Source organism: Promicromonospora iranensis (genome assembly GCF_028994805.1).
In the GTDB taxonomy this organism is placed as follows: Bacteria; Actinomycetota; Actinomycetes; order Actinomycetales; family Cellulomonadaceae; genus Promicromonospora; species Promicromonospora iranensis.
This window is the reverse complement of record NZ_JAJQQP010000001.1, coordinates 107,616-134,044: the sequence shown is the minus strand read 5'-3', so window position 1 is coordinate 134,044 and position 26,429 is coordinate 107,616. Positions and strand designations below refer to the sequence as shown.

20 protein-coding genes are annotated in these 26,429 nt (G+C 72.4%); 15 read left to right on the top strand and 5 right to left on the bottom strand.

All coding sequences use genetic code 11. From position 1 onward, the window contains the following. Window positions 1-168 precede the first annotated feature (168 nt). The 9 genes from LUM46_RS00565 (at window position 169) to LUM46_RS00525 (ending at window position 12,860) form a co-directional block, all read left to right on the top strand. A complete protein-coding gene (locus LUM46_RS00565; RefSeq protein WP_274991607.1) occupies window positions 169-1,698 on the top strand; it encodes a sugar ABC transporter ATP-binding protein in 1,530 nt (509 codons plus the stop codon). Beyond that, the gene (locus LUM46_RS00560; RefSeq protein ID WP_274991605.1) at window positions 1,695-2,747 is read left to right on the top strand and encodes an ABC transporter permease; all 1,053 of its coding nucleotides are present in this window, start codon (window positions 1,695-1,697) and stop codon (window positions 2,745-2,747) included. Before LUM46_RS00565 ends, LUM46_RS00560 begins: the two co-directional genes overlap by 4 nt. Then, window positions 2,744-3,739 (top strand): ABC transporter permease, encoded by a 996-nt coding sequence (locus LUM46_RS00555; protein WP_274991604.1) that lies wholly within the window; start codon window positions 2,744-2,746, stop codon window positions 3,737-3,739. The genes LUM46_RS00560 and LUM46_RS00555 overlap by 4 nt, the downstream gene beginning before the upstream one ends. 11 nt (window positions 3,740-3,750) lie before the next feature. Beyond that, window positions 3,751-4,770 carry a rhamnose ABC transporter substrate-binding protein gene (gene rhaS / locus LUM46_RS00550; RefSeq protein WP_274991603.1) on the top strand — a complete coding sequence of 340 codons (1,020 nt, stop codon included), beginning with the start codon at window positions 3,751-3,753 and terminating at the stop codon, window positions 4,768-4,770. Between the two features lie 285 nt (window positions 4,771-5,055). After that, window positions 5,056-7,017, top strand: a complete 1,962-nt coding sequence (locus LUM46_RS00545) for an N-acetylmuramoyl-L-alanine amidase (protein ID WP_274991602.1) — start codon at window positions 5,056-5,058, stop codon at window positions 7,015-7,017. 197 nt (window positions 7,018-7,214) lie between these two features. Next, entirely contained in the window at window positions 7,215-8,390 is a 1,176-nt protein-coding gene (gene rhaI / locus LUM46_RS00540) for an L-rhamnose isomerase (RefSeq protein WP_274991601.1), read from the top strand. Beyond that, complete coding sequence (locus tag LUM46_RS00535; protein ID WP_374726948.1) at window positions 8,378-9,286, top strand: alpha/beta hydrolase; 909 nt, start codon at window positions 8,378-8,380, stop codon at window positions 9,284-9,286. The genes rhaI and LUM46_RS00535 overlap by 13 nt, the downstream gene beginning before the upstream one ends. Next, on the top strand, window positions 9,283-11,379 hold the full coding sequence (locus LUM46_RS00530; protein WP_274991598.1) for a bifunctional aldolase/short-chain dehydrogenase: 2,097 nt from the start codon (window positions 9,283-9,285) through the stop codon (window positions 11,377-11,379). The genes LUM46_RS00535 and LUM46_RS00530 overlap by 4 nt, the downstream gene beginning before the upstream one ends. Window positions 11,380-11,423: 44 nt before the next feature. After that, window positions 11,424-12,860, top strand: a complete 1,437-nt coding sequence (locus tag LUM46_RS00525) for a rhamnulokinase (protein ID WP_374727009.1) — start codon at window positions 11,424-11,426, stop codon at window positions 12,858-12,860. Window positions 12,861-12,953: 93 nt separating this feature from the next. Here the strand turns inward: LUM46_RS00525 and LUM46_RS00520 are convergent, their stop codons facing one another. Beyond that, window positions 12,954-14,135 (bottom strand): substrate-binding domain-containing protein, encoded by a 1,182-nt coding sequence (locus LUM46_RS00520; RefSeq protein WP_274991596.1) that lies wholly within the window; start codon window positions 14,133-14,135, stop codon window positions 12,954-12,956. Continuing rightward, window positions 14,132-16,015 carry a heparinase II/III domain-containing protein gene (locus LUM46_RS00515; RefSeq protein ID WP_274991595.1) on the bottom strand — a complete coding sequence of 628 codons (1,884 nt, stop codon included), beginning with the start codon at window positions 16,013-16,015 and terminating at the stop codon, window positions 14,132-14,134. Before LUM46_RS00515 ends, LUM46_RS00520 begins: the two co-directional genes overlap by 4 nt. Before the next feature lie 174 nt (window positions 16,016-16,189). Here LUM46_RS00515 and LUM46_RS00510 point away from each other — a divergent pair, with 174 nt between their 5' ends. The 6 genes from LUM46_RS00510 (at window position 16,190) to LUM46_RS00485 (ending at window position 23,116) form a co-directional block, all read left to right on the top strand. Continuing rightward, window positions 16,190-17,212 (top strand): hydroxyacid dehydrogenase, encoded by a 1,023-nt coding sequence (locus LUM46_RS00510; protein ID WP_274991594.1) that lies wholly within the window; start codon window positions 16,190-16,192, stop codon window positions 17,210-17,212. Then, window positions 17,209-19,140: a DUF2264 domain-containing protein gene (locus LUM46_RS00505; RefSeq protein ID WP_274991593.1), complete on the top strand. Its 1,932-nt coding sequence runs from the start codon at window positions 17,209-17,211 to the stop codon at window positions 19,138-19,140. The genes LUM46_RS00510 and LUM46_RS00505 overlap by 4 nt, the downstream gene beginning before the upstream one ends. 70 nt (window positions 19,141-19,210) lie before the next feature. Further along, window positions 19,211-20,506, top strand: a complete 1,296-nt coding sequence (locus LUM46_RS00500; RefSeq protein ID WP_274991591.1) for an ABC transporter substrate-binding protein — start codon at window positions 19,211-19,213, stop codon at window positions 20,504-20,506. 131 nt (window positions 20,507-20,637) lie between these two features. Beyond that, on the top strand, window positions 20,638-21,591 hold the full coding sequence (locus LUM46_RS00495) for a carbohydrate ABC transporter permease (RefSeq protein WP_274991590.1): 954 nt from the start codon (window positions 20,638-20,640) through the stop codon (window positions 21,589-21,591). Next, window positions 21,591-22,430: a carbohydrate ABC transporter permease gene (locus LUM46_RS00490; RefSeq protein ID WP_274991589.1), complete on the top strand. Its 840-nt coding sequence runs from the start codon at window positions 21,591-21,593 to the stop codon at window positions 22,428-22,430. The genes LUM46_RS00495 and LUM46_RS00490 overlap by 1 nt, the downstream gene beginning before the upstream one ends. Continuing rightward, window positions 22,427-23,116, top strand: a complete 690-nt coding sequence (locus tag LUM46_RS00485; RefSeq protein WP_274991588.1) for a DUF624 domain-containing protein — start codon at window positions 22,427-22,429, stop codon at window positions 23,114-23,116. Before LUM46_RS00490 ends, LUM46_RS00485 begins: the two co-directional genes overlap by 4 nt. A gap of 93 nt (window positions 23,117-23,209) precedes the next feature. Here the strand turns inward: LUM46_RS00485 and LUM46_RS00480 are convergent, their stop codons facing one another. From LUM46_RS00480 to LUM46_RS00470, 3 genes are read right to left on the bottom strand one after another with little or no spacing between them, the layout of a single operon-like run. Beyond that, window positions 23,210-24,070 (bottom strand): sugar phosphate isomerase/epimerase family protein, encoded by an 861-nt coding sequence (locus tag LUM46_RS00480; protein ID WP_274991587.1) that lies wholly within the window; start codon window positions 24,068-24,070, stop codon window positions 23,210-23,212. Continuing rightward, window positions 24,067-25,293: a dihydrodipicolinate synthase family protein gene (locus tag LUM46_RS00475; RefSeq protein ID WP_374726947.1), complete on the bottom strand. Its 1,227-nt coding sequence runs from the start codon at window positions 25,291-25,293 to the stop codon at window positions 24,067-24,069. Before LUM46_RS00475 ends, LUM46_RS00480 begins: the two co-directional genes overlap by 4 nt. Then, window positions 25,290-26,420: a Gfo/Idh/MocA family protein gene (locus tag LUM46_RS00470; RefSeq protein WP_274992050.1), complete on the bottom strand. Its 1,131-nt coding sequence runs from the start codon at window positions 26,418-26,420 to the stop codon at window positions 25,290-25,292. Before LUM46_RS00470 ends, LUM46_RS00475 begins: the two co-directional genes overlap by 4 nt. Window positions 26,421-26,429 lie beyond the last annotated feature (9 nt).

Genomic DNA, 26,429 nt, shown 5'->3' with positions numbered 1-26,429 from the left:
ACCCAGGGTTCCGTAAGGGGAACAGCACGGCAACGGGCGCGCCGAAAGTTCTTGACGCTCTGTGCCGGCGGGTCTATCTTCCGAGGTATCGGTTTGAACGATTCAACCCGATGTGTGAGGACAGCCCTGCGGTCACCGTTGACCGCCCGCACAGCTCGACGGAGAGAGATGCCGAACGCCGCACCGACGCTGCGCCTCGACGGGGTGGCCAAGTCCTTCGGGCCTGTGGCGGCGCTCCGCTCCGGCACCCTGGTGGTCCAGGCCGGCAGCATCCACGCCCTCGTCGGAGAGAACGGCGCGGGGAAGTCCACGCTGGTCAAGATCGTGGGCGGGGTGCACCGGCGGGACGCGGGCGTCGTCGAGCTCGACGGTGCGCCCGTCGACTTCGCCGGTCCCGCGGAGGCCAAGGCCGCCGGCGTCGCCGTCATCCATCAGGAGCCCGCGAGCTTTCCCGACCTCACCGTCACCGAGAACATCTTTCTCGGCCGCGAGCCGCTCGGCCGTCTCCGCCGGATCGACCGGCGCGCCATGCGGGAGGGTGCGCGCGACCTGTTCCGGGAGCTCGGCGTCGACCTGGACCCGGACCGTCCCGCGGAGGGCCTGTCGATCGCGGACCAGCAGATCGTCGAGATCGCCAAGGCGATCTCCCTGGACGCCCGCCTCCTGGTCATGGACGAGCCGACGGCGGCACTCAGCGCCGTCGAGGTGCGCAGGCTGTTCGCCGTCGCCCGCGGGCTGCGCGACGCCGGGCGTGCCGTCGTCTTCATCTCGCACCGCCTCGACGAGGTGGCCGACCTCTGCGACACCGTCACCGTCATGCGGGACGGCGCGCACGTCTCCACGGACGCCGTCGCCGACGTCACGCCGGACGAGCTGGTGCGCCGCATGGTGGGCCGCGACGTGGCCGAGCTCTACCCGAAGGTGCCGAGCACGCCCGGCGAGGTGGCGCTGCGGGTCGAAGGGCTGGAGTCGACGGGCACCTTCCACGACGTCTCCTTCGAGGTGCGGGCGGGCGAGATCGTCGGCCTGGCGGGCCTCGTCGGGGCCGGGCGCAGCGAGATCGCGCGGGCGGTCTTCGGTATCGACCGGTACGACGCCGGGCGCGTCACCGTCGGCGGCCGGACGCTGCGGCCGGGCGACCCGGCCGCGGCCATCGCCGCGGGCCTCGCCCTGGTCCCCGAGGACCGGCGCCTGCAGGGCCTGGTCACCGAGTCGTCGGTGGTGCGCAACGTGTCGTCGGTCGCGCGACGCCGCCTGGCGCGCCTCGGCATCCTGGTGCCCGACGCCGAGGCGCGGCTCGCGCGCGACTGGTCCGGCCGGCTGGCCGTGAAGGCGGGGGCGCTGGACGCGCTCGCCACCACCATGAGCGGCGGCAACCAGCAGAAGGTGGTGCTCGCCAAGTGGCTGGCAACCGGGCCGAAGGTGCTCATGGTGGACGAGCCGACCCGCGGCATCGACGTCGGTACCAAGGCAGAGGTGCACCGGTTGCTGTCCACCCTGGCCGCCGAAGGGCTGGCGGTCCTCATGATCTCGTCCGAGCTGCCGGAGGTGCTGGGGATGGCCGACCGGGTGCTCGTGGTGCGGGAGGGGCGGATCGCCGTCGAGCTGAGCCGCGCGGAGGCGACGCCCGAGGCCGTGATGCGCGCGGCGACCCCGGGCGCGACCCGGAGCGACGCCGCGACCGAGGGGGCCGCGTGAGGAACGTGCTCCGCCGCCGCGAGGCAGGCATCGCTCTCGCCCTCCTGGTGGTGATCGGCGTGACCACCGCCGTCCAGCCGGGCTTTCTGCTGAGCGCGGGCGGCTGGCGGGACCTCCTGCTCACGCCCGCGATCCTCGTGGTGCTCGCGGTGGGCCAGGCAGTGGTCGTCATCACGCGCAACGTGGACCTGTCCGTCGGGTCGGTGCTGGGTCTCACCGCCTACCTGACGGGCCGCCTGTTCCTGGCGGCACCGGACCTCCCGATCCTCGTGGTGGCGCTGGTCGCCGTCGCGGCCGGGGCGCTGCTCGGCCTGATCAACGGCGCCATCGTCGCGTTCGCCCGGGTGCCCGCCCTCGTCATCACGCTCGGCACCCTGTACGTCTACCGCGGCGTGACCCTGACCTGGGCCGGCAGCGACCGGATCGACGCCGGCGACATGCCGCGCACCTTCCTCGGCCTGGGCACCCGGCAGGTGCTGGGCGTCCCGGTGCTGACGATCGTCGGCGCGGTGGTGCTCCTGGCCGTCGCCTACTACCTGCACACCTCGCGCGGCGGGCGGCAGCTCTACGCCACCGGCTCCGACCCCGACGCCGCGGCGCTGCAGGGCCTGCCCGTCCGACGCCGGCTGCTCGGTGCCTTCGCCCTGGGTGGTGCGCTCGCCGGGCTGGCCGGCGTGATGTTCGCCGCCCGCTACGGGACCGTGTCGTCGGGTGCGGGCCTCGGCATGGAGCTGCAGGTCGTCGGCGCCGTGGTCGTGGGCGGCGTGGCGATCTTCGGGGGCAGCGGCACCGTCGCGGGCGCCGCGCTCGGCGCGATGCTGCTGCTGACCATCAACCGCGCGCTGCCCGTCGTGGGCATCCCCGACTTCTGGCAGCGCGCGGTGGTCGGCGTCCTCATCATCGGCGCCATCGCGCTGGACCGCGTGCTCGCGAACCGCCGATCGCGGCGCCTGGCCGCCGCCCGCGACACCGACCCACCCGCCACGACGCCGCCCGGCGACGCGCCGCCCGGCACCGGCCCGGACGACCGCGAGGAGGCGACCGCATGAGGACCCACGCCCGCCCGTGGTGGCAGCGTGCGCTGCTCACCCGCGAGATGCTCACCATCCTGATCCTGGTGGTGGCCTGGATCGTCGCGTCAGCGGTGGTGCAGGGCTTCGACGGCCCGCTCACCATCACCTACCTGGTGCTCGACGTCGCCCCCGTGCTGCTCATCGCCCTCCCCATGACGCTAATCATCGTGACCGGCGAGATCGACCTGTCCGTCGCGTCGGTGGTCGGGCTCTCCAGCGTGACGTTCGGCCTGCTCTACCAGGCAGGGCTCGGCCTCTGGGCAGCGCTGCTGGCCTCGGTCCTGCTCGGGGCGGTGTGCGGCGCGGTCAACGGGGCCCTGGTCGCGTACGCGGGCCTGCCGTCGCTGGCCGTCACGATCGGCTCGCTCGCGCTCTACCGAGGCCTCGCCGTCGGCCTGCTCGGTACGACCGCGGTCACCGGTTTCCCCGAGCCCTGGACCGACGGCGCCACGGAGAACCTGGGGGAGTCGCCCTACCCGGTGATCACCCTCGGCCTCCTCGCGCTGATCGCCGTCTTCGCGGTGCTGCTGCACGCGACGCCCTTCGGTCGGGACGTGCTGGACATCGGCCGCAGCAGCGAGGCCGCCCGGTTCTCCGGCGTCGACGTCAAGCGCACCCTGCTGATCCTGTTCGTGCTGTCCGGGGCGGTGTCGGCGCTCGCGGGTGTCTACTACACGCTCCGCTACGGCAGCGCGCGCGGCGACAACGCGACCGGCATGGAGCTCCAGGTGGTCGCCGCCGTGCTGCTGGGCGGGGTCTCCATCTTCGGCGGGCGGGGCGCGATCCACGGCGTGGTCGCGGGCGTCCTGCTCATCGGTGTGCTCGGCAGCGCGCTCCGCCTGGAGGGTGTCACGGTCAACGTCATCAACATCGTGATCGGCACGGCACTGGTTGTTTCCGTGGTCGCCCCGCGAATCGCGGGCGGCCTGAGAGTCCGGCGGCGAGATGCCGCCGGACAGCGAACGTAGGGAGACGGACGATGAGGTTCACATCTGTGCTCGCGGCCGGCACGGCCGCCGTGCTGGCTCTCGGGCTCACCGCGTGCGGTTCGGGTGACGGGGGCGGTGACGGCGGCGGTGGTACCGACGACGTCACCATCACCATGCTGCCCAAGAACCTCGGCAACCCGTACTTCGAGGCCTCGACGGCCGGCGCGCAGGAGGCGGCCGACGAGCTGGGCGCCACGGTCGAGGAGGTCGGCCCGGACGCCGCGTCGCCCGATGCCCAGGTGCCGTTCATCAACACCGCCGCACAGCAGGGTGTCGGCGCGCTGGTCGTGTCGGCCAACGACCCCACGGCGATCGGTGACGCCCTGGAGGAGGCGCGGTCGGCGGGCACCAAGGTGGTCACCTTCGACTCGGACACCGAGCCGCAGTTCCGTGACCTGTTCGTGAACCAGGCCTCGCCCGAGGGCATCGCGGACAAGCAGCTCGAGCTGGTCGCCGACCAGATCGGCGGCGAGGGCGAGATCGCGATCCTGTCTGCCTCGGCCAACGCGACCAACCAGAACGCCTGGATCGCGCTCATGGAGGAGAAGCTGGCCTCCGACTACCCGGACATCGAGCTGGTGGAGATCGTCTACGGCGACGACGACGACCAGACCTCGTTCGACAAGACGGCGGCTCTGCTCCAGTCCCACCCGGACCTCAAGGGCATCGTCTCGCCGACCACCGTCGGCATCGCCGCGGCGGCGCGCTACGTGTCCACGTCGGATGCCAAGGGCAGGGTGGCCGTCACCGGCCTCGGCACGCCCAACCAGATGCGGGAGTACGTCGAGGACGGCACCGTCGAGGCGTTCGCCCTCTGGAACCCGACCGACCTCGGCTACCTGGCGACGCAGGCCGCCGCGGCCCTGGCCTCCGGCGACATCGCGGGTGAGGAGGGCGACACCTTCGACGCAGGCCGCCTGGGCGAGTTCACGGTGGGGGCCGACGGCGAGGTCCTGCTGGGCGACCCGTACGTCTACGACGAGACCAACATCGGAGACTTCGACTTCTAGCTTGGCCCCGAGGGGTGGCGTGTTCGGTAGTACGTCAGGTGATCGGTACCCCGGGGGTGCCGATCACCTGACGTACTACCGAACACGCCGCCCGGGCTGCCCCCAAACTTCACCCACAGGGGCCGGGTGAAGTTTGGGGGTGCGCCGGGGCGGTCGCCGCTAGGGTCCCTGTGTTATTTGCGTGGTTCGCCCTGGTGCAATCCGCGCTCGATGCGAGGAGGACAAACTGTGGCTCGGCATGTGGCGGCAACATCCAGATCGAAGAGGGCTTCGGTCGCCCGCAGCGTGGTGGGGAGGGCAATCATCCTCGGCGCGGCGCCGGCGATCATGCTCGGTGGCGCGGTCGCGCCGTCGGCGGCAGCGCAGACGCCGTCCTTCGAGCCCGAGGGCCGCTCGGCCCCGGCAGCCCCGGAGGACTCCGCCCTCCCGGACGCCGGGACCACGGAGGCAACGGTCGAGACCGTCGCGGTCGCAGCGGCTCCCGCCGCCGAGACCGAGCGGGTCGCCGACGTCACCAAGGCGGCACCGGCCGCGCGTGCCGCGGCCGCAGAGCACAGCACCGTTGCCGACGGTGAGGTCGTGCTCGACACGACCGACGACGCCGGGCGCATCGCCGGCGAGGTGGCCGCCCCTGCGGGGTTCCAGACCGTCGGTGCGAGCTGGCCGGCCGCGATCGACGCCGAGGTGCCGGAGCTGCAGGTCCGGGCCCAGGCGGAGGACGGCACCTGGGGCCAGTGGACGCACCTGGAGAAGTCCAGCGACGTGCCTGACGGTGAGCAGTTGGAGTTCCTGTCCGCGCCGGTGCACGTGGGCGAGGCGGTGGCGGTCCAGGTGGCCACCGTCGACAAGGCGGCATCGGTCCCCGAGGGCATCAGGCTCACCCTCGTGACGTCGGAGCAGGTCCAGACGGTCGCCGCGACGACGTCGGGCGCGGTGGAGGCGTCGGCGGCAACGAACGCGCCGACGATCGTGACGCGCGCCGAGTGGGGTGCCGCCCCGCCGCGCCCCATCGACGACTGCCCGCCCGCGGGCGGGGACGGCGTGCCGGGCACCACCTGGGGTGCGGCGGACCGCCTCGACGGCGCCGTCGTGCACCACACGGTGAACCCCAACGACTACGCGACGGTCGCCGAGGCGATGCAGCTCATCCGCAACGACCAGGCGTACCACCAGAACAGCCACGGCTGGTGCGACATCGGCTACAACTTCCTGGTCGACAAGTGGGGCAACATCTACGAGGGCGCCCAGGGCAGCATCGAGGACCCGATCATCGGTGCGCACGCAGGCGGGTTCAACACCCGGACCGTCGGTGTGTCCATGGTCGGTACCTACACGAACGTGGCGCCGTCGGCCGCGCAGAAGGACGGTGTCGCGCAGATCGCCGGCTACCGGCTCTCGCAGTACGGGGCGAACCCTGCCGAGAGCGCGACCTTCACCTCGGCGGGCCTCACCTCGGGTGGCCGGTACGGCGCGGGCGAGCAGGTGGTGCTGCCGCGCGTGTTCGGGCACCGCGACACGCACCGGACGGAGTGCCCCGGTGACATGGGCTACCCGCAGCTCGCGAGCATCCGCAACGCGGCGGCCGCGTACGCAGAGGAGTACACCGAGGTCGCGGAGCAGTACACGAACTTCGTCCAGGCGGTCTACAAGGACAGCCTCGGCCGCGAGGCCACCACGGCCGAGATCGAGGGCTGGGAGTACCGCGTGTCGGTGAACGGCCAGGGAGACCTCGCCGACGCCATGGCGACGTCGAACAACTACCGGACCGCGCGGATCATCGCCGCGTTCCAGGACACGCTGGGCTACACGCCGTCGGACGCCCAGGTGGACAGCCACATCGCCGGCGTGCGCAACGGGACGCGGACGATCGACGAGGCCGAGCCGTTCCTCATGGGGACCTCGACGTACTACCGCCATGTGGGTGGCACCGACCGCGCGTACATCACCGCGCTGTACGAGCACATTCTGCACCGGGCGCCCACGGCGAGCCAGCTCGACCACTGGGTGCCGCGGCTGTCCACGCTGGGCCGGGCGGGCGTCGTCGACGCCCTCTGGCGCAACCGCTCGGCGGTGCAGGTGCGAGTGGTCGCCACTTACCAGCACTACCTGAACGAGACGCCGAGCGACAGCACCACGACGTTCTGGGTCGACACGCTGACCAACAACGCGAGCAAGGACGAGGCGACGCTGCGGCGGTCGATCCTGGTCACCTCGAGGTACCTCGCCTACGCGGACTCGCGGTACTGAGCGCACGGCCGCCTCGGGGCGGATGATCGGCAAGGAGACAGGTGGTCGGCAGCCCAAGGGCTGCCGGCCATCCGTTTTTGTGCCGATCGGCGGGGCGGGCCGCGGGTCCACGCTTGACCACCCGGCATCGCCGGAATAGGCTTTCAGTGAATCGTTTCAAGGTGCGTACGAGGGTGTGCGCGGAGAGGGAGGACGCCATGGCGGCATCCGCACGGACCGAGGCGGCCAAGTCCGCGCTCCGGCAGCAGACGATCGAGCTGCCGTCGTGGGCGTTCGGCAACTCGGGGACGAGGTTCAAGGTCTTCGGCCAGGCGGGCGTGCCGCGCGACCCGTTCGAGAAGCTGGCCGACGCCGCGCAGGTGCACCAGTACACCGGCGTCGCGCCGCGCGTGAGCCTGCACATCCCGTGGGACCTGGTCGACGACTTCGAGGTCCTCGCGCGGCACGCCGCGGACCTGGGCGTGCGGATCGGCATGATCAACTCGAACGTCTTCCAGGACGACGACTTCATGCTGGGCTCCCTCGCCCACCCCGACCCCCGGGTGCGGGCCAAGGCGGTGGACCACCACAAGCAGTGCATCGACGTCATGCGGGCCACGGGGTCCAAGGACCTCAAGGTCTGGCTCTCCGACGGCCTGAACTACCCCGGCCAGGACTCGATCCGGGCCCGGCAGGACCGGATCGCCGAGTCGCTCGCCGAGATCTACGCCGCGCTCGACGACGACCAGCACATGGTGCTCGAGTACAAGTTCTTCGAGCCCGCGTTCTACATCACCGACGTCCCGGACTGGGGCACGTCGCTGCTGCACGTCATGGCCCTGGGCGACCGGGCCAAGGTGGTGCTCGACACCGGCCACCACGCGCCCGGCACCAACATCGAGTTCATCGTGGCGCAGCTGCTGCGGCAGGGCCGCCTCGGCGCCTTCGACTTCAACAGCCGCTTCTACGCCGACGACGACCTCATGGTCGGTGCCGCGGACCCGTTCCAGCTGTTCCGGATCATGCACGAGATCGTTTCAGCCGGTGCCCACGCTCCGGACAGCGGCGTCAACTTCATGCTCGACCAGTGCCACAACATCGAGCCGAAGATCCCCGCCCAGATCCGCTCGGTCATGAACGTCCAGGAGGCGACGGCGAAGGCCCTGCTCGTGGACGTCGAGGCGCTCACCGCCGCGCAGCTGTCGGGCGACGTGCTCGGCGCGCACGGCGTGCTCATGGACGCGTACGACACCGACGTCCGCCCGCTCGTCGCCGAGGTGCGCGAGGAGATGGGCCTGGACCCGAACCCGACCGCTGCCTTCGCGGCGTCCGGCTATGCCGAGAAGATCGCCGCCGAGCGGGTCGGAGGCGCCCAGGCAGGATGGGGCGCGTGAGCGTCACCGTCGAGGACCGCGTGCTGGACGGCCCGCACGGCGACCTCCGCGTGCGGGTCTACGAGCCCGCGGCCGACGCCGAGCGGGTCGCCGGCCTGGTCTGGGCACACGGCGGTGCGTTCATCCGCGGCAGCCTCGACATGCTCGAGGCCGACTGGGTAGCCCGGAGCCTTGCGGACGCCGGCGTCGTCGTCGTGAGCGTCGACTACCGGCTCGCGCCTGCCTCCGACCCGGCGGGACCGTGGACCGGACCGGACGGTCAACCGCCCGGCGTACGGTTCCCGGTGGCGTCCGAGGAGGTGTCGTTCGCACACGGCTGGGCGCAGAACGCCGGCCTCGGTGTCGGACCCGAACGATGGTCGCTCGGCGGGGCGAGCGCCGGCGGGAACCTGGCGGGCGGCGCGTCCCTGCGCCTCCGGGACGCGGGTGGCACGCCGCCGCGCAGCGTCGTGCTCGCCTACGCCGTGGCGCACTTCGAGCTCCCGGCGCCGAGCGCGGAGCTGTTCGAGAAGACGGCGTCGGACTGGCGCGACCCCGGCTTCCTCGCGTCGATGAACGCCAACTACCTGGGGCACGAAGGCCCGCCGACGTCGCCGTACGCCTTCCCGGGAGGCCAGGACCTGCGGGGCCTGCCGCCCACGTTCGTCCTCAACTCCGACCACGACGCCCTGCGCGCCTCGGGCGAGGCGTACGCCGCCGAGCTGGCTGCCGCAGGGGTCGACGTCCTGCTCGTCCGGGAGGACGGCACGAAGCACGGCCACCTCAACCATCCTGAGACTCCCGGCGCGGTGCGCAGCATCGCGCGCCTCATCACGTGGCTCACCGCCGACGCGCTCGTCGGCACGCCCCACGAAGCACCCAACGACCGACCAGAGACGGAAGCAGCAGCCCGATGACGAACCAGACTGCCGACGCGACAGACAACCCGACGGTCACCTCGCTCGTCGCCCGCTCGAACCGGCTGGGCGCCGACCCCCGGAACACCAACTACGCGGGCGGCAACACGTCCGCGAAGGGGAACGCCACCGACCCCGTGACGGGCGAGCCCGTCGAGCTGCTGTGGGTCAAGGGCTCCGGCGGCGACCTCGGCACGCTCCAGGCCACGGGCCTGGCGGTGCTGCGCCTGGACCGGATGCGGGCGCTCGTCGACGTCTACCCGGGCCTGGACCGCGAGGACGAGATGGTCGCCGCCTTCGACTACTGCCTGCACGGCAAGGGGGGCGCGGCGCCCTCGATCGACACGGCGATGCACGGCCTGGTCGACGCCGCCCACGTGGACCACCTGCACCCCGACTCCGGCATCGCGGTGGCCGCCGCGGCCGACGGCGAGGCGCTCACCCGTGAGATCTTCGGCTCCGACGTGGTGTGGGTGCCGTGGCGCCGCCCCGGCTTCCAGCTCGGCCTGGACATCGCCGCCATCAAGGCGGAGAACCCGCAGGCCATCGGCTGCATCCTGGGCGGCCACGGCATCACCGCCTGGGGCGACACGAGCGAGGAGTGCGAGGCACGCTCGCTCGACATCATCCGCCGGGCCGAGGCGTTCATCGAGTCCCGGACGGCGGCGCTCGCGGCCGACGGCACGCACCCCTTCGGTGCCGTACGCCCCGGTTACGAGCCGCTGCCCGACGCCGAGCGCCGGGCCCGCGCGGCAGCGCTCGCCCCGGTGATCCGCGGCATCGCGTCGGCGGACGCGCCGCAGGTCGGCCACTTCACCGACTCCGACGTCGTGCTGGACCTTCTCGCGCGCGAGCGGCTGCTGCCGCTCGCCGAGCTCGGCACCTCGTGCCCCGACCACTTCCTGCGCACCAAGGTCAAGCCGCTGGTGGTGGACGTCCCGACGTCGGCCACCGTCGAGGAGACGGTCGCCGCCCTGCGCGAGGCGCACACCGCGTACCGGGCGGACTACGCGGCGTACTACGAGCGCGGCGCTGCGGCGGCACGGGCGCGTGGCGAGGAGCCGCCGGCGATGCGTGGCGCCGACCCGGCGATCGTGCTGGTGCCCGGCGTCGGCATGTTCTCGTACGGGCGCAACAAGCAGACGGCACGGGTGGCCGGCGAGTTCTACGTCAACGCGATCAACGTGATGCGCGGCGCGGAGACCATCTCCACGTACGCGCCCATCGCCGAGGACGAGAAGTTCCGCATCGAGTACTGGGCGCTCGAGGAGGCGAAGCTGCAGCGCATGCCCGCGCCCAAGCCCCTGGCGACCCGGGTCGCCCTGGTGACGGGGGCGGCGTCGGGCATCGGCAAGGCGATCGCCCAGCGGCTCGCCGCCGAGGGCGCGTGCGTGGTGGTCGCGGACCTGGACACCGAGAAGGCCGTCGCCGCGGCCGCGGAGCTGGGCTCGGCGGACGTCGCCATCGGCGTGGCCATGGACGTGTCGTCCGAGGTGGCGGTGCAGGCCGGGATCCGTGCGGCGGTGCTCGCGTTCGGCGGCGTCGACCTCGTGGTGAACAACGCGGGCCTGTCCCTGTCGCGGTCGTTGTTCGACACCACCGAGGCCGACTGGGACCTGCAGCACAACGTCATGGCCAAGGGCTCGTTCCTGGTTTCACGTGAAGCCGCGCGGGTGCTGGTGGACCAGGGTCTCGGCGGCGACATCGTCTACATCTCCTCGAAGAACTCCGTGTTCGCCGGGCCGAACAACATCGCCTACTCCGCGACCAAGGCCGACCAGGCGCACCAGGTGCGGCTGCTGGCCGCCGAGCTGGGGGAGCACGGCATCCGGGTGAACGGCGTGAACCCGGACGGCGTCGTGCGCGGGTCGGGCATCTTCGCGTCCGGCTGGGGGGCCAACCGGGCAGCGGTGTACGGGGTGCCGGAGGAGAAGCTGGGCGAGTTCTACGCGCAGCGCACCCTGCTCAAGCGGGAGGTGCTGCCCGAGAACGTGGCGTCCGCCGTGTTCGCGCTGTGCACCTCGGACTTCTCGCACACGACCGGACTGCACGTGCCCGTCGACGCGGGCGTGGCAGCCGCGTTCCTGCGGTGACCGGCTTCGTCGCCGTCGACCTGGGAGCCACCAGCGGGCGGGTGATGCTCGGTGTGGTGGACGGTCGGCGGGCCGAGCTCGTCGAGTGCGGGCGGTTCCCGAACGGGCCGGTGACCGATGACCGCGGCGCGCTCCGCTGGGACGTGCAGGCGTTGTGGCGCGGCATCGTCGACGGGCTGCGGTCCGCGGGCGACGTCGCGCGCGAGCGGGGGGTCGAGATCCGCGGGATCGGCGTCGACTCGTGGGCCGTCGACTACGGGCTGCTCGACGCCGCCGGCGAGCTCGTGGCGGACCCGCACTGCTACCGCGACCCGCGTACGGACGGGGTCGCCGACGAGGTGTACCGGCAGATCCCGTTCGCCGACCACTACGCGGTCAACGGGCTGCAGCATCTGCCCTTCACCACGGAGTTCCAGCTGGTGGCGGGGGCCTCGACAGGCTCGGCCGGCTCGGCCGGCGGGGGCGGGGACGGCGAGTGGGGGAAGGCCGAGCAGCTCCTGCTGCTTCCCGACCTCGTCACGTACTGGCTGACGGGCCGTCGGGTCGCGGAGGTGACCAACGCGTCCACCACCGGCCTGCTCGATGCCCGGTCCCGCACCTGGTCGACCGAGCTGCTGGACCGGCTCGCCGCGGTCCGTCCGGGCCTCGGCGCCCTCCGGGACCGGCTGCCGGAGCTCGTCGAGCCCGGCGCCGTCGTCGGCCACCTGCTGCCCGAGGTGCGGGAGGCGACCGGGCTCGGCGAGGTGCCGGTGCTCGCCGTGGCCTCGCACGACACGGCGTCCGCCGTCGCGGCCGCCCCGCTCGGCGGCTCGGCGGCGTACGTCTCGTCGGGCACGTGGTCGCTCGTCGGGCTGGAGCTGCCCGCTCCCGTGCTCACCGAGGCGAGCCGCGCCGCCAACTTCACCAACGAGCTCGGGCTCGACGGGACGGTGCGCTATCTGCGCAACGTCATGGGGCTGTGGGTGCTCGACGAGTGCGTGCGAGCCTGGGCCGCGGAGGACGGCGCGCCCGTCGACCTGCCCGGCCTGCTCGCCGCGGCTGCCACGGAGCCGGGTGGTCGCTGCCTCGTCGACGTCGACGGTGACGAGTTCCTCGCCCCGGGGGACATGCCGCGCCGGGTCGCCGAGGCCGTCGCCCGCCTCGGGATCGAGCTCCCCGACAGGCGGTCCGCCCTGGCCCGCGTGATCCTCGACAGCCTCGCCGCGGCGTCTGCCCGGGCGATCGCGGAGGCGTCGTCGCTGGCAGGGGTCGTGGTGGATGCCGTGCACGTGGTCGGTGGGGGGTCGCAGAACGAGCTGCTGTGCCGGCTCACCGCCGAGGCGGCGGGGCTGCCCGTGGTCGCGGGACCGGTCGAGGCGACGGCGCTCGGGAACGTGCTCGTGCAGGCGCGTGCGGTCGGCGTCGTGTCGGGTGGCCTGACGGCGCTCCGCGACGTGGTGCGGGCGAGTGTCACGCTCCGTCGCTACGCCGCTGTGTCCTAGGGCCGCTGTGTCCTCGGGAGGTGCTGCGCTCGGTAGACGTCGTGCACCGGGCGCAGCACATCCCGCGGAGCAGGCCTTCGCTCCCTGCCTGCCCTACACGCGGGGAGCGCTCGACGCGCGCACGATCAGGCGCGGGCTCAGCTCGATGCGGTGCACCGGCCGGTCCGCCCCGGTCACCGCGTCCCCGCCGTCGCTGTCCCGTGCGGCGGCGGCGTCCGCCCGGGCGGCGAGCCGGCGCGTCAGGAGCTCCAGCGCCCCCGCTCCGATGGCCGCCTTGGGCGGTCGCACCGCGGTGAGCGGAGGATCGGCCAGGCCGGCGACCTCGTCGTCGTACGCGACCACGGCGAGATCCGTCGGCACCCGCACGCCGCGCTCCTGTGCCTGCTCCACCAGCGAGATCGCCTCCCGGTCGGAGTGCACGAGGAGCGCCGTCGCCCCGACCTCCGCGCACCTGTCCAGCACGGCGGCGGCCTCGTCCGCCCAGTCGGCGTCGAACAGCGGCACCGTCTCCAGGTCGAGCACGACGTCGAGCCCCAGCTCCTCCGCCACCGCGAGAAAACCGCGCCGGACGGCGGCCGACGTCGGGCTGGTCCGCGACGTCACCAGTCCCACCCGCCGGTGCCCGCGCTCCGCGAGGTGCCGCGTGGCCATGCCGGAGCCGAGCGCGTGGTCGGTGGCCACCGACTCCAGCGGTTCGCGGTACGGGCCGGTCGCCAGCCGCCGCTCCATCAGCACCACCGGAAGGCTCAGGCCGGCCAGCCACTCGCCGAGATCGGCAGCCTCGGGGCCGTCGACGGGCGGTGCCACGAGCAGGCCGTCGACGCCCGGTCCGCCGTCGTCCCCGACGAGCGCGGCCACCTGCCGCCGCACCTGGTCGACCTCGTACGACGCGCCCCGCAGGATCAGCCGCACTGCTCCGTGCGCGGCGTCCCGCGCGCCGCGGATCACCTCCGGCCAGTAGTAGTCGATCGAGGGCACGACCATGCCGATCGTGAGCTGGTCGGTACCTCCGAAGGGCGCCGCATCGGGCTGGACGATGCCGGTGCTCGCGCCCGTGTGGGCACCGATCCCCGCGCCGCGGGCCGGGATGCGCGCGCCGCCGTGCACCTTCTCCAGGACGCCCTCGGCGACCAGCAGGGCCAGGTCACGCCGCACGGTCACGGGTGTCACGCCGAGCACGCGGGACAGGTCGCTCACGCGCGCCGAACCGGTCTCCCGTACGCGCGCGATGAGGCGCGCCCGACGCTCGCTCGGGAGCGGCGCTTCCTCAGTCATGCAACCTCCTGCGGTCCGGACCCGATGGGTCTCATGGTCACCCTGAACGTGCCCGACGGTGTCTCGGTCCGCGCTGTCAGCCGGAGCCGGGTCAGATGTCCGCCCCAGACGGCTGTCAGCTCCGGATCGTCCAGCTCGCGGACCTCGACCTCGGCGTCGGCCGCCCCAGCATCCCAGGTCAGGGCGAGTGCACGGGCCGGCGTCGGGCCGCCGTCCGGGGTGAACCGGACCACCGCTCGGCCGGGATCGAGGGCGACGTCGCCCGCGAGCAGCCAGTGCCACGCCGTCGAGCCGTCGGCGGACGTCGGCGCACCCGCACCCGAGAACGTCCACGAGTCCTCGACGGTCAGCGTCTCGCCGGCCGGCTCCAGCGCTGCCTCGCGCCACCAGTGCTCGAGCCTGTCCACGCGGTAGGCGCCGGCGAGATCCAGCCGCGCGCGCCAGGAGCCGTGGTCGGTTCCGCCGTCCGCCACCTCGAGGTCGCGGGCACCGAACCGCTCGCCCGGCGCCTGCTCGACGCCGCGCACCTGGGGGACGTTGTGCCAGTCGCCGCGGACCACCCACAGGTCGTACCGGTCCGGTCCGAAGGTTCCCGCACGGTACGTGGGCTTGCCGGCGTCGATCACGACGGGCACGCCGTCGAGCGCCACGATGACCGAGCCCACGTCCACGTGGTTGTGGTTCTCGCCGTTGTGCCCGCCCTTGACCGACACCGCGAGGCCTCGGGCCGACCCGGGCGCCGAGCGCGCCACCGTGATCCCGGTCGAGGGGAAGTGGGCACGCCCGACCAGCGGCGGAGCGGCGGCGAGGGCCTGTGCCCACGCCGCGTCGGACAGCATCCGGACCGCCCGGGGGAGGGACGCGCGCTCGTCGAACAGACCACCGGGCTGCCCGCGGTAGGCGGCGGCGTGCCGGGCGGCGTCGTCGTCGCCCACGCGGCGCGCCCACGCGTGCACCACGTTCCAGGGCCAGGTGGAGAGCGGACGCGCGGCGCCGTCGGCCACGTTGACGTACCAGTCACCGCCGAGGTGCATGGAGTGCGGGAAGGCGACGGTCGCGCGGATCCGGTCCAGCGTGGCCGGCTCCGGCTCGATCCCGGCCGATCCGAGCAGGTCCTGTGCCTCCAGCGCGCGGGCGGCGCCCTGCCACCAGTAGTGATAGCCCTCGTCGACCCCGCCGTCGGCGGGCAGCGACGCCCAGTAGGCGGCGATCCCGTCGGCGACGAGCGCGGTGACGGCTTGCCGCCGGTCCGGGTCCTCCTCCAGCGCGAGGTTGGCGGCCAGCACGTTGCCCTGGATCCACGGGCTCCAGTTCATGATCGGGTGGTCGACGCCGAGCCACCACCAGTCGCGCCGCTCGGTGAAGGGCCGCAGCACCCGGGTCTGCGTCTCCTGCCGGATCCGCCACCGCACGCCGGGCGCGCGCTCGTCGAGCGCCGGGCCGAGCAGGTGGTCGATCCACGCGAGCTGCGCGGCGACCTCGCCCGCCCCGAGGTCGAGGTACGGCTCGGTGACGGTGGGGGTGACCCTGCCGAAGCGTGACCACGTGTCATCGTGCGCCGCCCAGCACCAGGTCGACTGCTCGCACAGCAGCAGCACCCCGTCGACGACCTCGTCGACGCGGTCCGTACGCGGGTCGAGCAACGCCGCCAGCGTGGCGCGGGTGAGGCGCGCGTGGCGGGCGGCGACGTGCGCCTCGTAGACCGTGCGGTCGCCGTCGCGGAAGAACCGGGCGTAGTGCGAGGCGAGGGTCTGCGGCCAGGGGGCGCCGCGCTCGGCGTCGGCCGACGCGAGCGTGGGCACGAGGGCCTCGGCCACCCGGTCGGCGGCCCAGAAGCTCCGGTCGGTGACGTCAGGCGCAGGCAGCGGCGCTGCTGTCATGTGCTGTCCTCCAGTGATCGAAAATGATCGTATAGGAATTCCTGGTGAAGGGCCAGGGGCTTGCCAAGCGGGCAGGACGTGGGCTTCAATGGGCCATCGTCCGATCGTAGTTGATCGGAACTGTTCGTCTAGGTGATCAGGCGAACGTGAGACTCGATGGAGAGGAGAGCGGTGGTGCGGCGACCTGAGGTCCTGCTCGTCATGGACGACCGAGCGCGACGTATGCAGTTCGGTCCCGAGGAGGACACCCGGCTGCGTGAGCTCGCGCGGCTCGGCGAGCCGGTGCGCGTCACCGCCTACGACACGCCGGAGGCCAAGGAGCGGCTGGCCGACGTCGAGGTGCTCCTGACGTCCTGGGGCGCTCCCCGGATCACCGCGGAGGTGCTCGAGCTCGCACCGAACCTGCGCGCCGTGCTGCACTGCGCGGGCACGGTCCGGCCCCTCGTGTCCGACGCCGTGTGGGAGCGCGAGCTCCTCGTCACGAACGCCGTGGCCGAGAACGCGCTGCCGGTCGCGGAGTTCACCGTGGCCGCGATCTTCATGGCGGGCAAGAAGGCGCCGTTCCTCGCGAACGTCGCCCGCACCCGGCGTGACGACTGGTCCTACCTGGGCGAGCACGACGTCCTCTCCAACCGGGACCGGGTCGTCGGGATCGTCGGCTTCTCCCGGACCGGGCGGCAGGTGGTGGCGCGGCTGACCGTGCCGGGCTCCGGCCCCGAGACGCGCGAGATCCTCGTCGCGGACCCGCTGGCCGACGCCGCAGCCGTGGCCGAGGCCGGCGCCCGGCTGGTGCCGCTCGACGAGCTGCTCGCCGCGTCCGACATCGTCTCCCTGCATGCCCCCGAGCTGCCCTCGACCCGCAAGCTGATCGGTGCGCGCGAGCTGGCCCTCATGCCGGACGGCGCCACCCTGATCAACACCGCCCGGGGTGCGGTCGTGGACACGGCCGCGCTGGAGCGCGAGTGCGCGACCGGCCGCATCTACGCGATGCTCGACGTCACCGAGCCGGAGCCGCTGCCGGCGTCGTCGGTGCTGTACGACCTGCCGAACGTCATGATCACGCCGCACATCGCGGGGTCGCTCGGGACGGAGACGCGGCGCATGACCGCCGCCGCGCTCGACGAGCTGGAGCGGTACGCGCGGGGTGACGCCCCGCGGAGCGTCGTGACCCGCGCCGACATGGAGTTCGTCGCATGACCCGCCACGACCTGCCGACCGGGCCGGAGGCCCGCACCCGGCTCGCCGCCTACGCCGACCGGCTCCTGGAGGGGGCGCGGCCGTACGCGTCACCGAGCGGGTCGCTCATCACGCTGCCCGGCAGGCCCGGCGGGTACGGCACCGCGGTCGACGGCCTCGAGGGCTTCGCGCGCACGTTCCTGCTCGCCGGCTTCCGGCTCGCGGGGGAGGACGGCGCCGACCCGACGGGTCTCGCCGAGCGGTACGCGGCCGGGCTGGCCGCGGGCACCGACTCCACGCACCCCGAGCGCTGGACCCGGCCCGAGGAGCACGCCCAGGCCAAGGTCGAGGCGGCCTCGCTCGCCCTGATCCTCGACATGACGCGGCCCTGGATCTGGGACCGCCTGTCGCCCGACGTGCAGGAGCGGACCGTCGAGTACCTCGGCTCCGTCGTGGGCGACCCCGGCTACCCGGACAACAACTGGGTCTGGTTCCGGATCGTCGTCGAGACGTTCCTGCGGTCGGTCGGTGGCCCGTTCTCCGCCGACGACGTGGCACGCGACCTCGCCGCGCACGACCGGTTCCGCCGTCCCGACGGCTGGTTCGCCGACGGCCCCGAGCGGAGCTTCGACCATTACACCGGCTGGGCACTGCATCTGTACCCGGCCCTGTGGCCGCACATGTCGGGCGCCGCCGAGGCCGCAGCGGCCGCCGGTGACGACCTGAGCCTCCGGTCGGCCGCCGACCGGGAGCACCTGGCGCGCTACCTCGACGACGCGCTCGCCCTCGTCGGCGCCGACGGAGCCCCGCTCGTCCAGGGCCGCAGCCTCACCTACCGGTTCGCGGCCGCGGCCCCCTTCTGGGCCGGCGCCTACGCGGGCGTGGGCCGGCCAGGGCAGCTCCGGGAGGCAGCGACACGCATCGTGCGGCACTTCGCCGACCACGGGGTCCCGGGCCCGGACGGGCTCCTCACCCTGGGCTGGCACCACCCGTGGCGTCCCATCGCGCAGCGGTACAGCGGCACCGGCTCCCCCTACTGGGCGAGCAAGGGCCTGCTCGGCCTCGCGCTCCCGGCGTCCCACGAGGTGTGGACCGCCGCCCCCGAGCCGCTCCCGGTGGACGTCGGCGACGTGCTCGCGATCGCCAAGGCGCCCGGCTGGGCGATCAGCGCCACGCACGACGACGGCGTGGTGCGCGTGATCAACCACGGCACCGACCACGCGGTGCCCGGGGCGGACGGCGGCGACTCGCCCCTGTACGCCCGCTTCGGCTACTCGACGGCGACCTCGCCGTTGCTCGACGCCGAGGCGTGGAGCTCACCCCTGGACCAGTCGGTGGTGCTGCTCGACGCCGCGGGCCGGGCGACGCACCGCACGGGCTTCGAGCTCTCGCACGCCTCGCTGGTCGAGCCTGTCGAGCCGGTCGAGAACGAGACCTCGGCCACGGGGGCACCCACCGCCGCCGTGCTCGCCTCGACCGCCGACGCCCACTGGATCGAGGTCGACCCGACCGCCCCGGACCACGGCTCCGGCCGGCCCGGGACGTCGACCCCGGCGGGCCGGATCACCACGGTGTCCCTGGTTCGCGGTGCGTGGGAGGTGCGCCTGGTGCGCGTCTCGGCGCAGCCGGAGATCCCGGAGCCCGCCGAGGCCACGGCGCTGCGGATCGGCGGCTGGGCCGCGGGCCCGGGCCTGGTCTCGACGGTGGTCCCGCTGCTGGGCGACGTCGCACCCGTGCGCGGCGAGACGACCCTCGACGACGCCACCCCGCTGGCCGGTCCGACGACCACCCCCTGGTCGCGGTACGCGCCGGTCCCCGACGGCTGGGTGGCCGTCGGCATCTACCTGGCGCGCACGCCTGCCCTCGGGCAGCCGCGCCTCGAGCTCACCGCCGGACAGGCCGCCGTGACCTGGCCGGACGGGAAACAGACCACGGCAAACCTGCCCTGACCACACACGCCGCTCCCGGCAACCGCCATCAAGGCGTCGCGGGAGCGGAATTACTCGAAGGAGAGTAGGCATGAACCGCAAGATCATGAGCGCGTTCGGCGTTGCCGCCGCCGCGTCGCTGGCCCTGACGGGGTGCGGCGGAGAGTCCGAGCCGGAGGCCCCCGAAGGCCCCGTCACCATCAGCCTGGCCGGCTGGGACTTCGCGTCCACGCCGGAGTTCGAGACGCTCGCCGACGCGTACGAGGAGGCGAACCCCGACGTCACCGTGGAGCTCAAGGAGTACCCCGCGGGCGACGACTACGACACGGCCCTCACCGCCGACCTGTCCGCGGGCGCGGCCCCGGACGTCTTCATCGTGAAGAACCTGAAGAACTACGTCACGTTCACCGATGGCGGCACGCTGCTCGACATCTCGGACGTGGCGGCCGAGCTCGACCCGGAGACGGGCGGCCTGGAGCCGATGGCGGTCGACGGCGTCACCTACGCGGTGCCCTACCGCCAGGACTCGTGGCTGCTCTACTACAACAAGGAGCTGTTCGAGAAGGCCGGCGTCGACCTGCCGGACGGCTCGTGGACCTGGGACGACTACGCCGCCGCTGCGGAGGAGCTGACCGAGGGCATCGACGAGAAGTCGGTCACGGGCACCTACCTGCACAGCTGGCAGTCCACCGTGCAGGGCTTCGCGCTCGCGCAGACCGAGGGCGCGGCGCTGGACGGCGGCGACTTCTCCTTCCTCGCGCCGTACTACGAGCGTGAGCTCGCGCTCCAGGACGGCGGAGCACAGCCGTCCTACGCGACGGTCACCACGAACGAGCTGACCTACCAGGCGCAGTTCGGCACCCAGAAGGCAGCGATGATGCCGATGGGCTCGTGGTACATCGGCACGCTGGTGGCCGAGCAGGAGTCGGGTGCGGCGGAGACGTTCGAGTGGGGCATCGCGCCGATCCCGCAGCTCGACGAGTCGACGACCGGCACCGAGAACACGCCGGTCACCTTTGGTGACCCGACCACGATGGGTATCAACGCCGGGATCGACGAGTCCAAGGTCGAGACGGCGAAGGACTTCCTGCGGTTCGCCGCCGGCCCCGAGGGTGCCGCGGCGCTCGCCGGGATCGGCATCACGCCGGCCCTGATCGACGACACGGTCGCGGACGCGATCTTCTCGCTGGAGGGTGTGCCCCAGGACGAGCTGTCCCGGTTCTCCTACACCACGCACGAGACGCTGCCGGAGAACCCGGTGGGCCAGAACACGGCGGCCATCCAGACCATCCTCGGTGAGATGCACTCGGCGGTGATGTCGGAGTCCACCCCGGTGGACGAAGCGATCACCGAGGCCGAGGAGCGCGTCGCCAACGAGGTCGGCTAACCGCCTTGCTTGGTTGTGGGCGTGATCGTTGCGCCTCAGACGGACGCATCGTCGCAACGGTCGCGCCCACAACCAAGAGCTGGCCCCGTGCGGGGCCCCGAAACATCAGCACTCCAGAGGAGATATCCCCCATGACGACACCGGTCGTCGGCAACCAGCGGACCCTCGGGTTCTCGCAGCCGGAGCCTCCCCCGCCGCTCAGGAAGCCGCGCACCTCGCTCAAGGTGCGCAACGCGCTGATCGGCTGGACGTTCATCCTGCCGAACTTCCTCGGCTTCGCGGTGCTCACCCTGACACCGGTGATCACGCTCTTCTACATGTCCCTGACGGACTGGAACATCTTCGGGACCGCCGACTGGGTCGGCCTCGACAACTTCGCGCGGCTGTTCGGCGACAAGAGCTTCCACATCGCGCTCGGCAACACGCTCTACTACGCGGCGCTGCACATACCGATCACCATCATCGTGTCGCTCGCGCTCGCGCTGCTGCTCAACCAGAAGCTGCGTGGCGCCGCGTTCTTCCGCACGGTGGCCTTCTTCCCGTACATCACGTCGATCGTCGCGGTCGCCGTGGTGTGGAACATGCTGTTCAGCCCCGAGTTCGGGCCGATCAACCAGTTCCTCGGCATGTTCGTCGGGGGAGACCTGCCCGGCTGGACGGTCTCCAAGGACTGGGCGATGCCCGCGGTGATCATCGTGGGCACCTGGAAGGACATGGGCTACTACATGCTCCTGTTCCTGGCGGGCCTGCAGACCGTGCCGACCGAGCTGCACGAGGCCGCGCGGATCGACGGCGCGGGCGCCTGGCAGCGGTTCTGGAACGTCACGCTGCCCTGCCTGCGGCCCACGATGTTCTTCGTGACCGTCATGGTCACCATCCAGAGCCTGAAGGTGTTCGACCTGATCCTCGTCATGACCGACGGCGGACCGGGGCAGGCGACCCTGGTGCTCAGCCAGTACATCTTCCAGAAGGGCTTCGAGCAGTTCCAGTTCGGGTACGCCTCGGCCGTCGCCGTCGTCCTGTTCCTCATCTGCATCCTCGTGACCGTGGTGCAGTTCCTCTACAACAAGCGGAGGGATGCCTGATGACCGCCCGCACGTCCCCGTTCCGGCGGTTCGGCCGCGTCCTGCTCTACGTCACGATGATCGTCGCGGCGGCGGGGATCATGCTGCCGTTCGCCTGGATGGTGATCTCGTCGCTGAAGCTCAACAACCAGGTGTTCACGGCACCGGTGCAGTGGATTCCCGACCCGGTCCAGTGGCGCAACTACGTCGACATCTGGGTCAAGGCCGACATGGTCACGTGGGTGCGCAACACCCTCGTCGTGTCCGTCGCCGTGACCTTCCTGCAGGTGCTGACCGGCAGCTTCGCCGCCTACGGCTTCGCCAAGATGCGCTTCCCCGGGCGGGACGTGCTGTTCCTGCTGTACATCGGGACCATCGCGGTGCCCTGGCAGTCCTACATGATCCCGCAGTTCCAGATGCTCTCGAGCTGGGGGCTCAACAACACCCTGTGGGCCATCATGCTGCTGCAGGCGTTCGGCGCCTTCGGCGTGTTCCTCATGAAGCAGTACTACGAGTCCATCCCCGACTCCCTGTCGGAGGCGGCGCGGATCGACGGCCTCTCCGAGTACGGGATCTGGTGGCGGATCATCATCCCGCTGTCCGTGCCCGCCCTGGCGTCGCTGACGATCATCACGTTCGTCCAGACCTGGAACGACTACCTCGGTCCGCTCATCTACCTGCGTGAGCGCCCGCTGTGGACCATCCAGCTCGGCCTGCAGTCGTTCATCGGCGAGTACAACGCCGAGCACGCACTGATCATGACGGGCTCGGTGCTGTCGGTCCTGCCGATCGCGCTCATCTTCCTGCTCGGCCAGCGCTACTTCGTCCAGGGCATCGCGACGACGGGTGTGAAGGGATGAGTGCCGCGGGCACCGCGGGAACAGCGTCGCGCCGCCGGCCCCTGATCGGGCCGGACACCTACGAGATGGTCTTCGGCACCGTCTACACGGGGCTGATGACGAACCTGCTCCTGGCGGTAGCGTGCCTGCCCCTCGTGGTGCTGGTCGCGGCGACGGACCCCGGGGTGACGTGGCCGTACCTCGCGCTGGCGGCACCGCTGCTCGGGCCGGCCCTGGCCGCCGCCTTCGCGGTGTTCGCCGCCTTCAGCTCCGACGGTTCGACGGCGGTCGTCCGCACCTTCGTGCGCGCCTGGCGCCGGCACCTGCGCCGTGGCCTCGCCATCGGGGCGCTGGCCACGGCCGCCGTCGTGGTGGCCGCCGTGGACGTGGCGTTCTTCTGGGGCCGTACCGTCGGCGCGGTGGTGATCCCCGTGCTGGTGACGCTCGCGGTCGGGGCCGTGCTGACGGCGGTGCTCGCCCTGGCCGCCGTGCCCGACCTGCCCGGTGCTCGCCTGCGCGACGTGCTTCTCGGGGCGCTCGTGCTCGGCGCACGGCGCTGGTACCTCGCCGCCGCGGCGCTGCTCGTGCTGGCGCTGCTGGCGTCGGTGATGGCGGCGCGCCCGGTGGTGGGCGTCGGCTTCGCCGCGGCGCCGCTGCTCTACGCGGTATGGGGAATCTGCCGCTACACCCTCCGCCCGGTGCCGTAGCGAACGGTCCGCCCATCCCTTTCGTGGTCTAAGTTTCTCCGCTCTGAAACGCTTCAGAGCGGAGAAACTTAGACCTCGAAGGCGTCGGCTCGGCTACAGGTGCGGGGCCACGTGCTTCTCGTAGCGGGTCAGGACCGTCGCCGCCGTCTTCCACGTCGGGCGGGCCCAGATCTCCTCGTTGAAGATCTCGGTCTCGATGTCGCCGACGTAGCCGGCGTCGCGCACCCAGCCCGTGACCGTCGCGAAGTCGATGTACCCGTCGCCCACGTGCCCGCGCGAGTTCAGCGGCTCCGCCGCGAGCGGCAGCACCCAGTCGCACACCTGGTACGAGGCGATGCGGTCCTCCCGACCGGCGCGCGCGATGGACTTGCGCAGGGCCGGGTCCCACCACACGTGGTAGGTGTCGACGACGACGCCCACCTCGGCCGCCGCGAACGGCGCCGCCAGGTCCAGCGCCTGCGCGAGCGTCGAGATCACGGCCCGGTCGGCGGCGAAGATCGGGTGCAGCGGTTCGAGCACGATCCGCACCCCGTGCTCGGCGGCGAACGGCACGAGGTCGGCGATCCGGTCGGCGACCCGGCCGCGCGTGGCGACGAGGTCCCGGTCCACGTCCGACGCCGGAGCACCGCCCGGCGTCGACCCCACCAGCCCGCCGACGACGAACACCAGCTCCGTGGTGCCGATCGTCGCGGCCTCCTCGATGGCCAGCTTGTTGTCGTCGAGCGCGGCGCGGACGCCGGCGTCGTCCGCCGCGGTCAGGAACCCGCCGCGGCACAGGGACGAGGCCCGCAGCCCGGCGTCGGCGATGATGCGAGCAGCCTGCTGCGCCCCGACGTCCTGCACCAGGTTGCGCCACGGACCCACGGCGCCGAAGCCCGCGGTGGCCGCCGCCTCGCACGCCTCGGCGAGCGAGGCGTGCTTGACGGTGGCGGTGTTCAGCGAGGCGCGACTCATGCGGTCACCCCGTTCGTCGTCAGGAACGCCCGGAGCCGCGCGGCGGCAAGAGGCGGGTCGAGCAGCATGCCGCAGCTGTCGGCCAGGCGGGCGAGCTCGACCAGGTGCCGCAGCGACCGCCCGGAGTGGAGGCCGCCCACCAGGGAGAACCCGGGCTGGAAGCCGTTGAGCCAGGACAGGAACGCGATACCGGTCTTGTAGTAGTACGTGGGCGCGGCGAAGATGTGCCGGCCCAGCGCCTCGGTCGACGCGAGGATCTTGTGCCCGCCCTCGGCGTCGCCGGCGTCGAACGCCTGGAGCGCGGTGGAGGCGGCCGGGTAGATCGCGGCGAAGATGCCGAGCAGCGCGTCCGAGTGGCCCTGCTCGTCACCCGCGATGAGCTCGGGGTAGTTGAAGTCGTCACCGGTGTAGAGCCGGGGCCTCGTCCCCGCGTCCGACGGCGGCAGCGAGGCCAGCGACCGGCGCAGGCCCACCTCGTGGGCGGCGTCGAGCAGGGACACCTTGACGCCGTCGACGCGGGGCTGGTGGGCGCGGATCAGGTCGAGGAACGTCGCGGTGGCGTCGTCCACGGAGTCCGAACCCCAGTAGCCGGCCAGCGCCGGGTCGAACATGGTGCCGAGCCAGTGCAGGATCACCGGCTGCTCGGCGTCGGCGAGGACGGCGTCGTACACACGGGCGTAGTCCTCGGGGCCGCGGGCGACCTTCGCCAGCGCGCGAGAGGCCATGACGATGACCTGCGCCCCGGCGTCCTGCACCAGGTGCACCTGCTCGCGGTAGGCGTCCGCCACCACGGCCAGCCCGGCGTCGCCCGGCTCCAGCGCGGCCACCACGTCGGGGGAGAGCTGGTCGGTGCCCGCCCCGCAGGCGACGCGGGCGCCCACGGAGGCGGCCTCGGCCGCCGACCGCCGCACGAGCTCCTGGGTCGCTGCCCAGTCCAGCCCCATGCCGCGCTGCGCGGTGTCCATGGCGTCGGCGACGCCGAGCCCGTGCTCCCAGATCCGGTGCCGGTAGGCGAGCGTCGAGTCCCAGTCGACGACGGCGGGCGCACCCGGGACGTTCTCCGCCCCGACCTGCGGCACCACGTGGGCCGCCGCGAAGGCGACGCGGGACTCGATGGGGCGTGACGGCGTCGTCCAGGGGCCGGGGGCGTTCAGGTCGATCGCCTCCGAGCCCGTGACGCGGCCCTCGGCGTCGAACCGGGGGAGGACTACTGCCGCGCTCACAGCGTGATCTCCGGGATGTCGAGGCGGCGGCCCTCCGCGGAGGATTGCAGGCCCAGCTCGGCGAGCTGCACACCGCGCGCTGCCGACAGCAGGTCGTAACGGTGCGGGCGCCCGGCGACGACGTCGCGCAGGAACTCCTCCCACTGCAGCTTGAACCCGTTGTCGAGGTCGGCGTTCGCGGGGACGTCGAGCCACTGGTCGCGGAACGGCTCGGTGACCGGCAGGTCCGGGTTCCAGACGGGCTTGGGGGTGTGCGAGCGGTGCTGGGCACGGCACTCGCGCAGGCCGGCGACGGCGGAGCCGTGCGTGCCGTCCACCTGGAACTCGACGAGCTCGTCACGGAACACGCGCACGGCCCAGGACGAGTTGATCTGCGCGACGACGTCGTCCCCGCCCGGGGTGGTGACGTCGAAGATGCCGTACGCGGCGTCGTCGGCGGTCGCGGCGTACTCCTTGCCGGACTCGTCCCAGCGGGTCGGGATGTGCGTGACCGTCTTGGCCGTGACCGTCCTGACCTGCCCGAGGATGCCCTCGAGCACGTAGTTCCAGTGGCAGAACATGTCGGTGGTCATGCCACCGCCGTCCTCCTTGCGGTAGTTCCAGGAGGGCCGCTGGGCGGCCTGCGAGTCACCCTCGAACACCCAGTAGCCGAACTCGCCGCGCAGCGAGAGGATGCGGCCGAAGAAGCCCTCGTCCACGAGGCGGCGCAGCTTCACGAGGCCCGGCAGGTACAGCTTGTCGTGCACGACGCCGACGGTCACGCCCGTCTCGGCCTGGAGACGCGCGAGCTCGATGGCCTCGGCGAGGGTCTCCGCCGTCGGCTTCTCGGTGTAGACGTGCTTGCCCCGCTTCATCGCCGTGGCGAGCGTCGCCGGGCGCAGGTTCGTCATGGCGGCGTCGAACACGATGTCCGCGTCCGTGATCGCCGTGTCGAGGTCGGTGGTCCAGTGCTCGACGTCGTGCAGCGTGGCGAGCTCCTTGAGCTTGTCCGCGTTGCGGCCCACCAGCACGGGCTCGACCTGGACCCGGGAACCGTCGGGGAGCGTGACGCCACCCTGGTCGCGGATCGGCAGGATCGAGCGCACGAGGTGCTGACGGTAACCCATGCGGCCGGTGACGCCGTTCATGGCGATGCG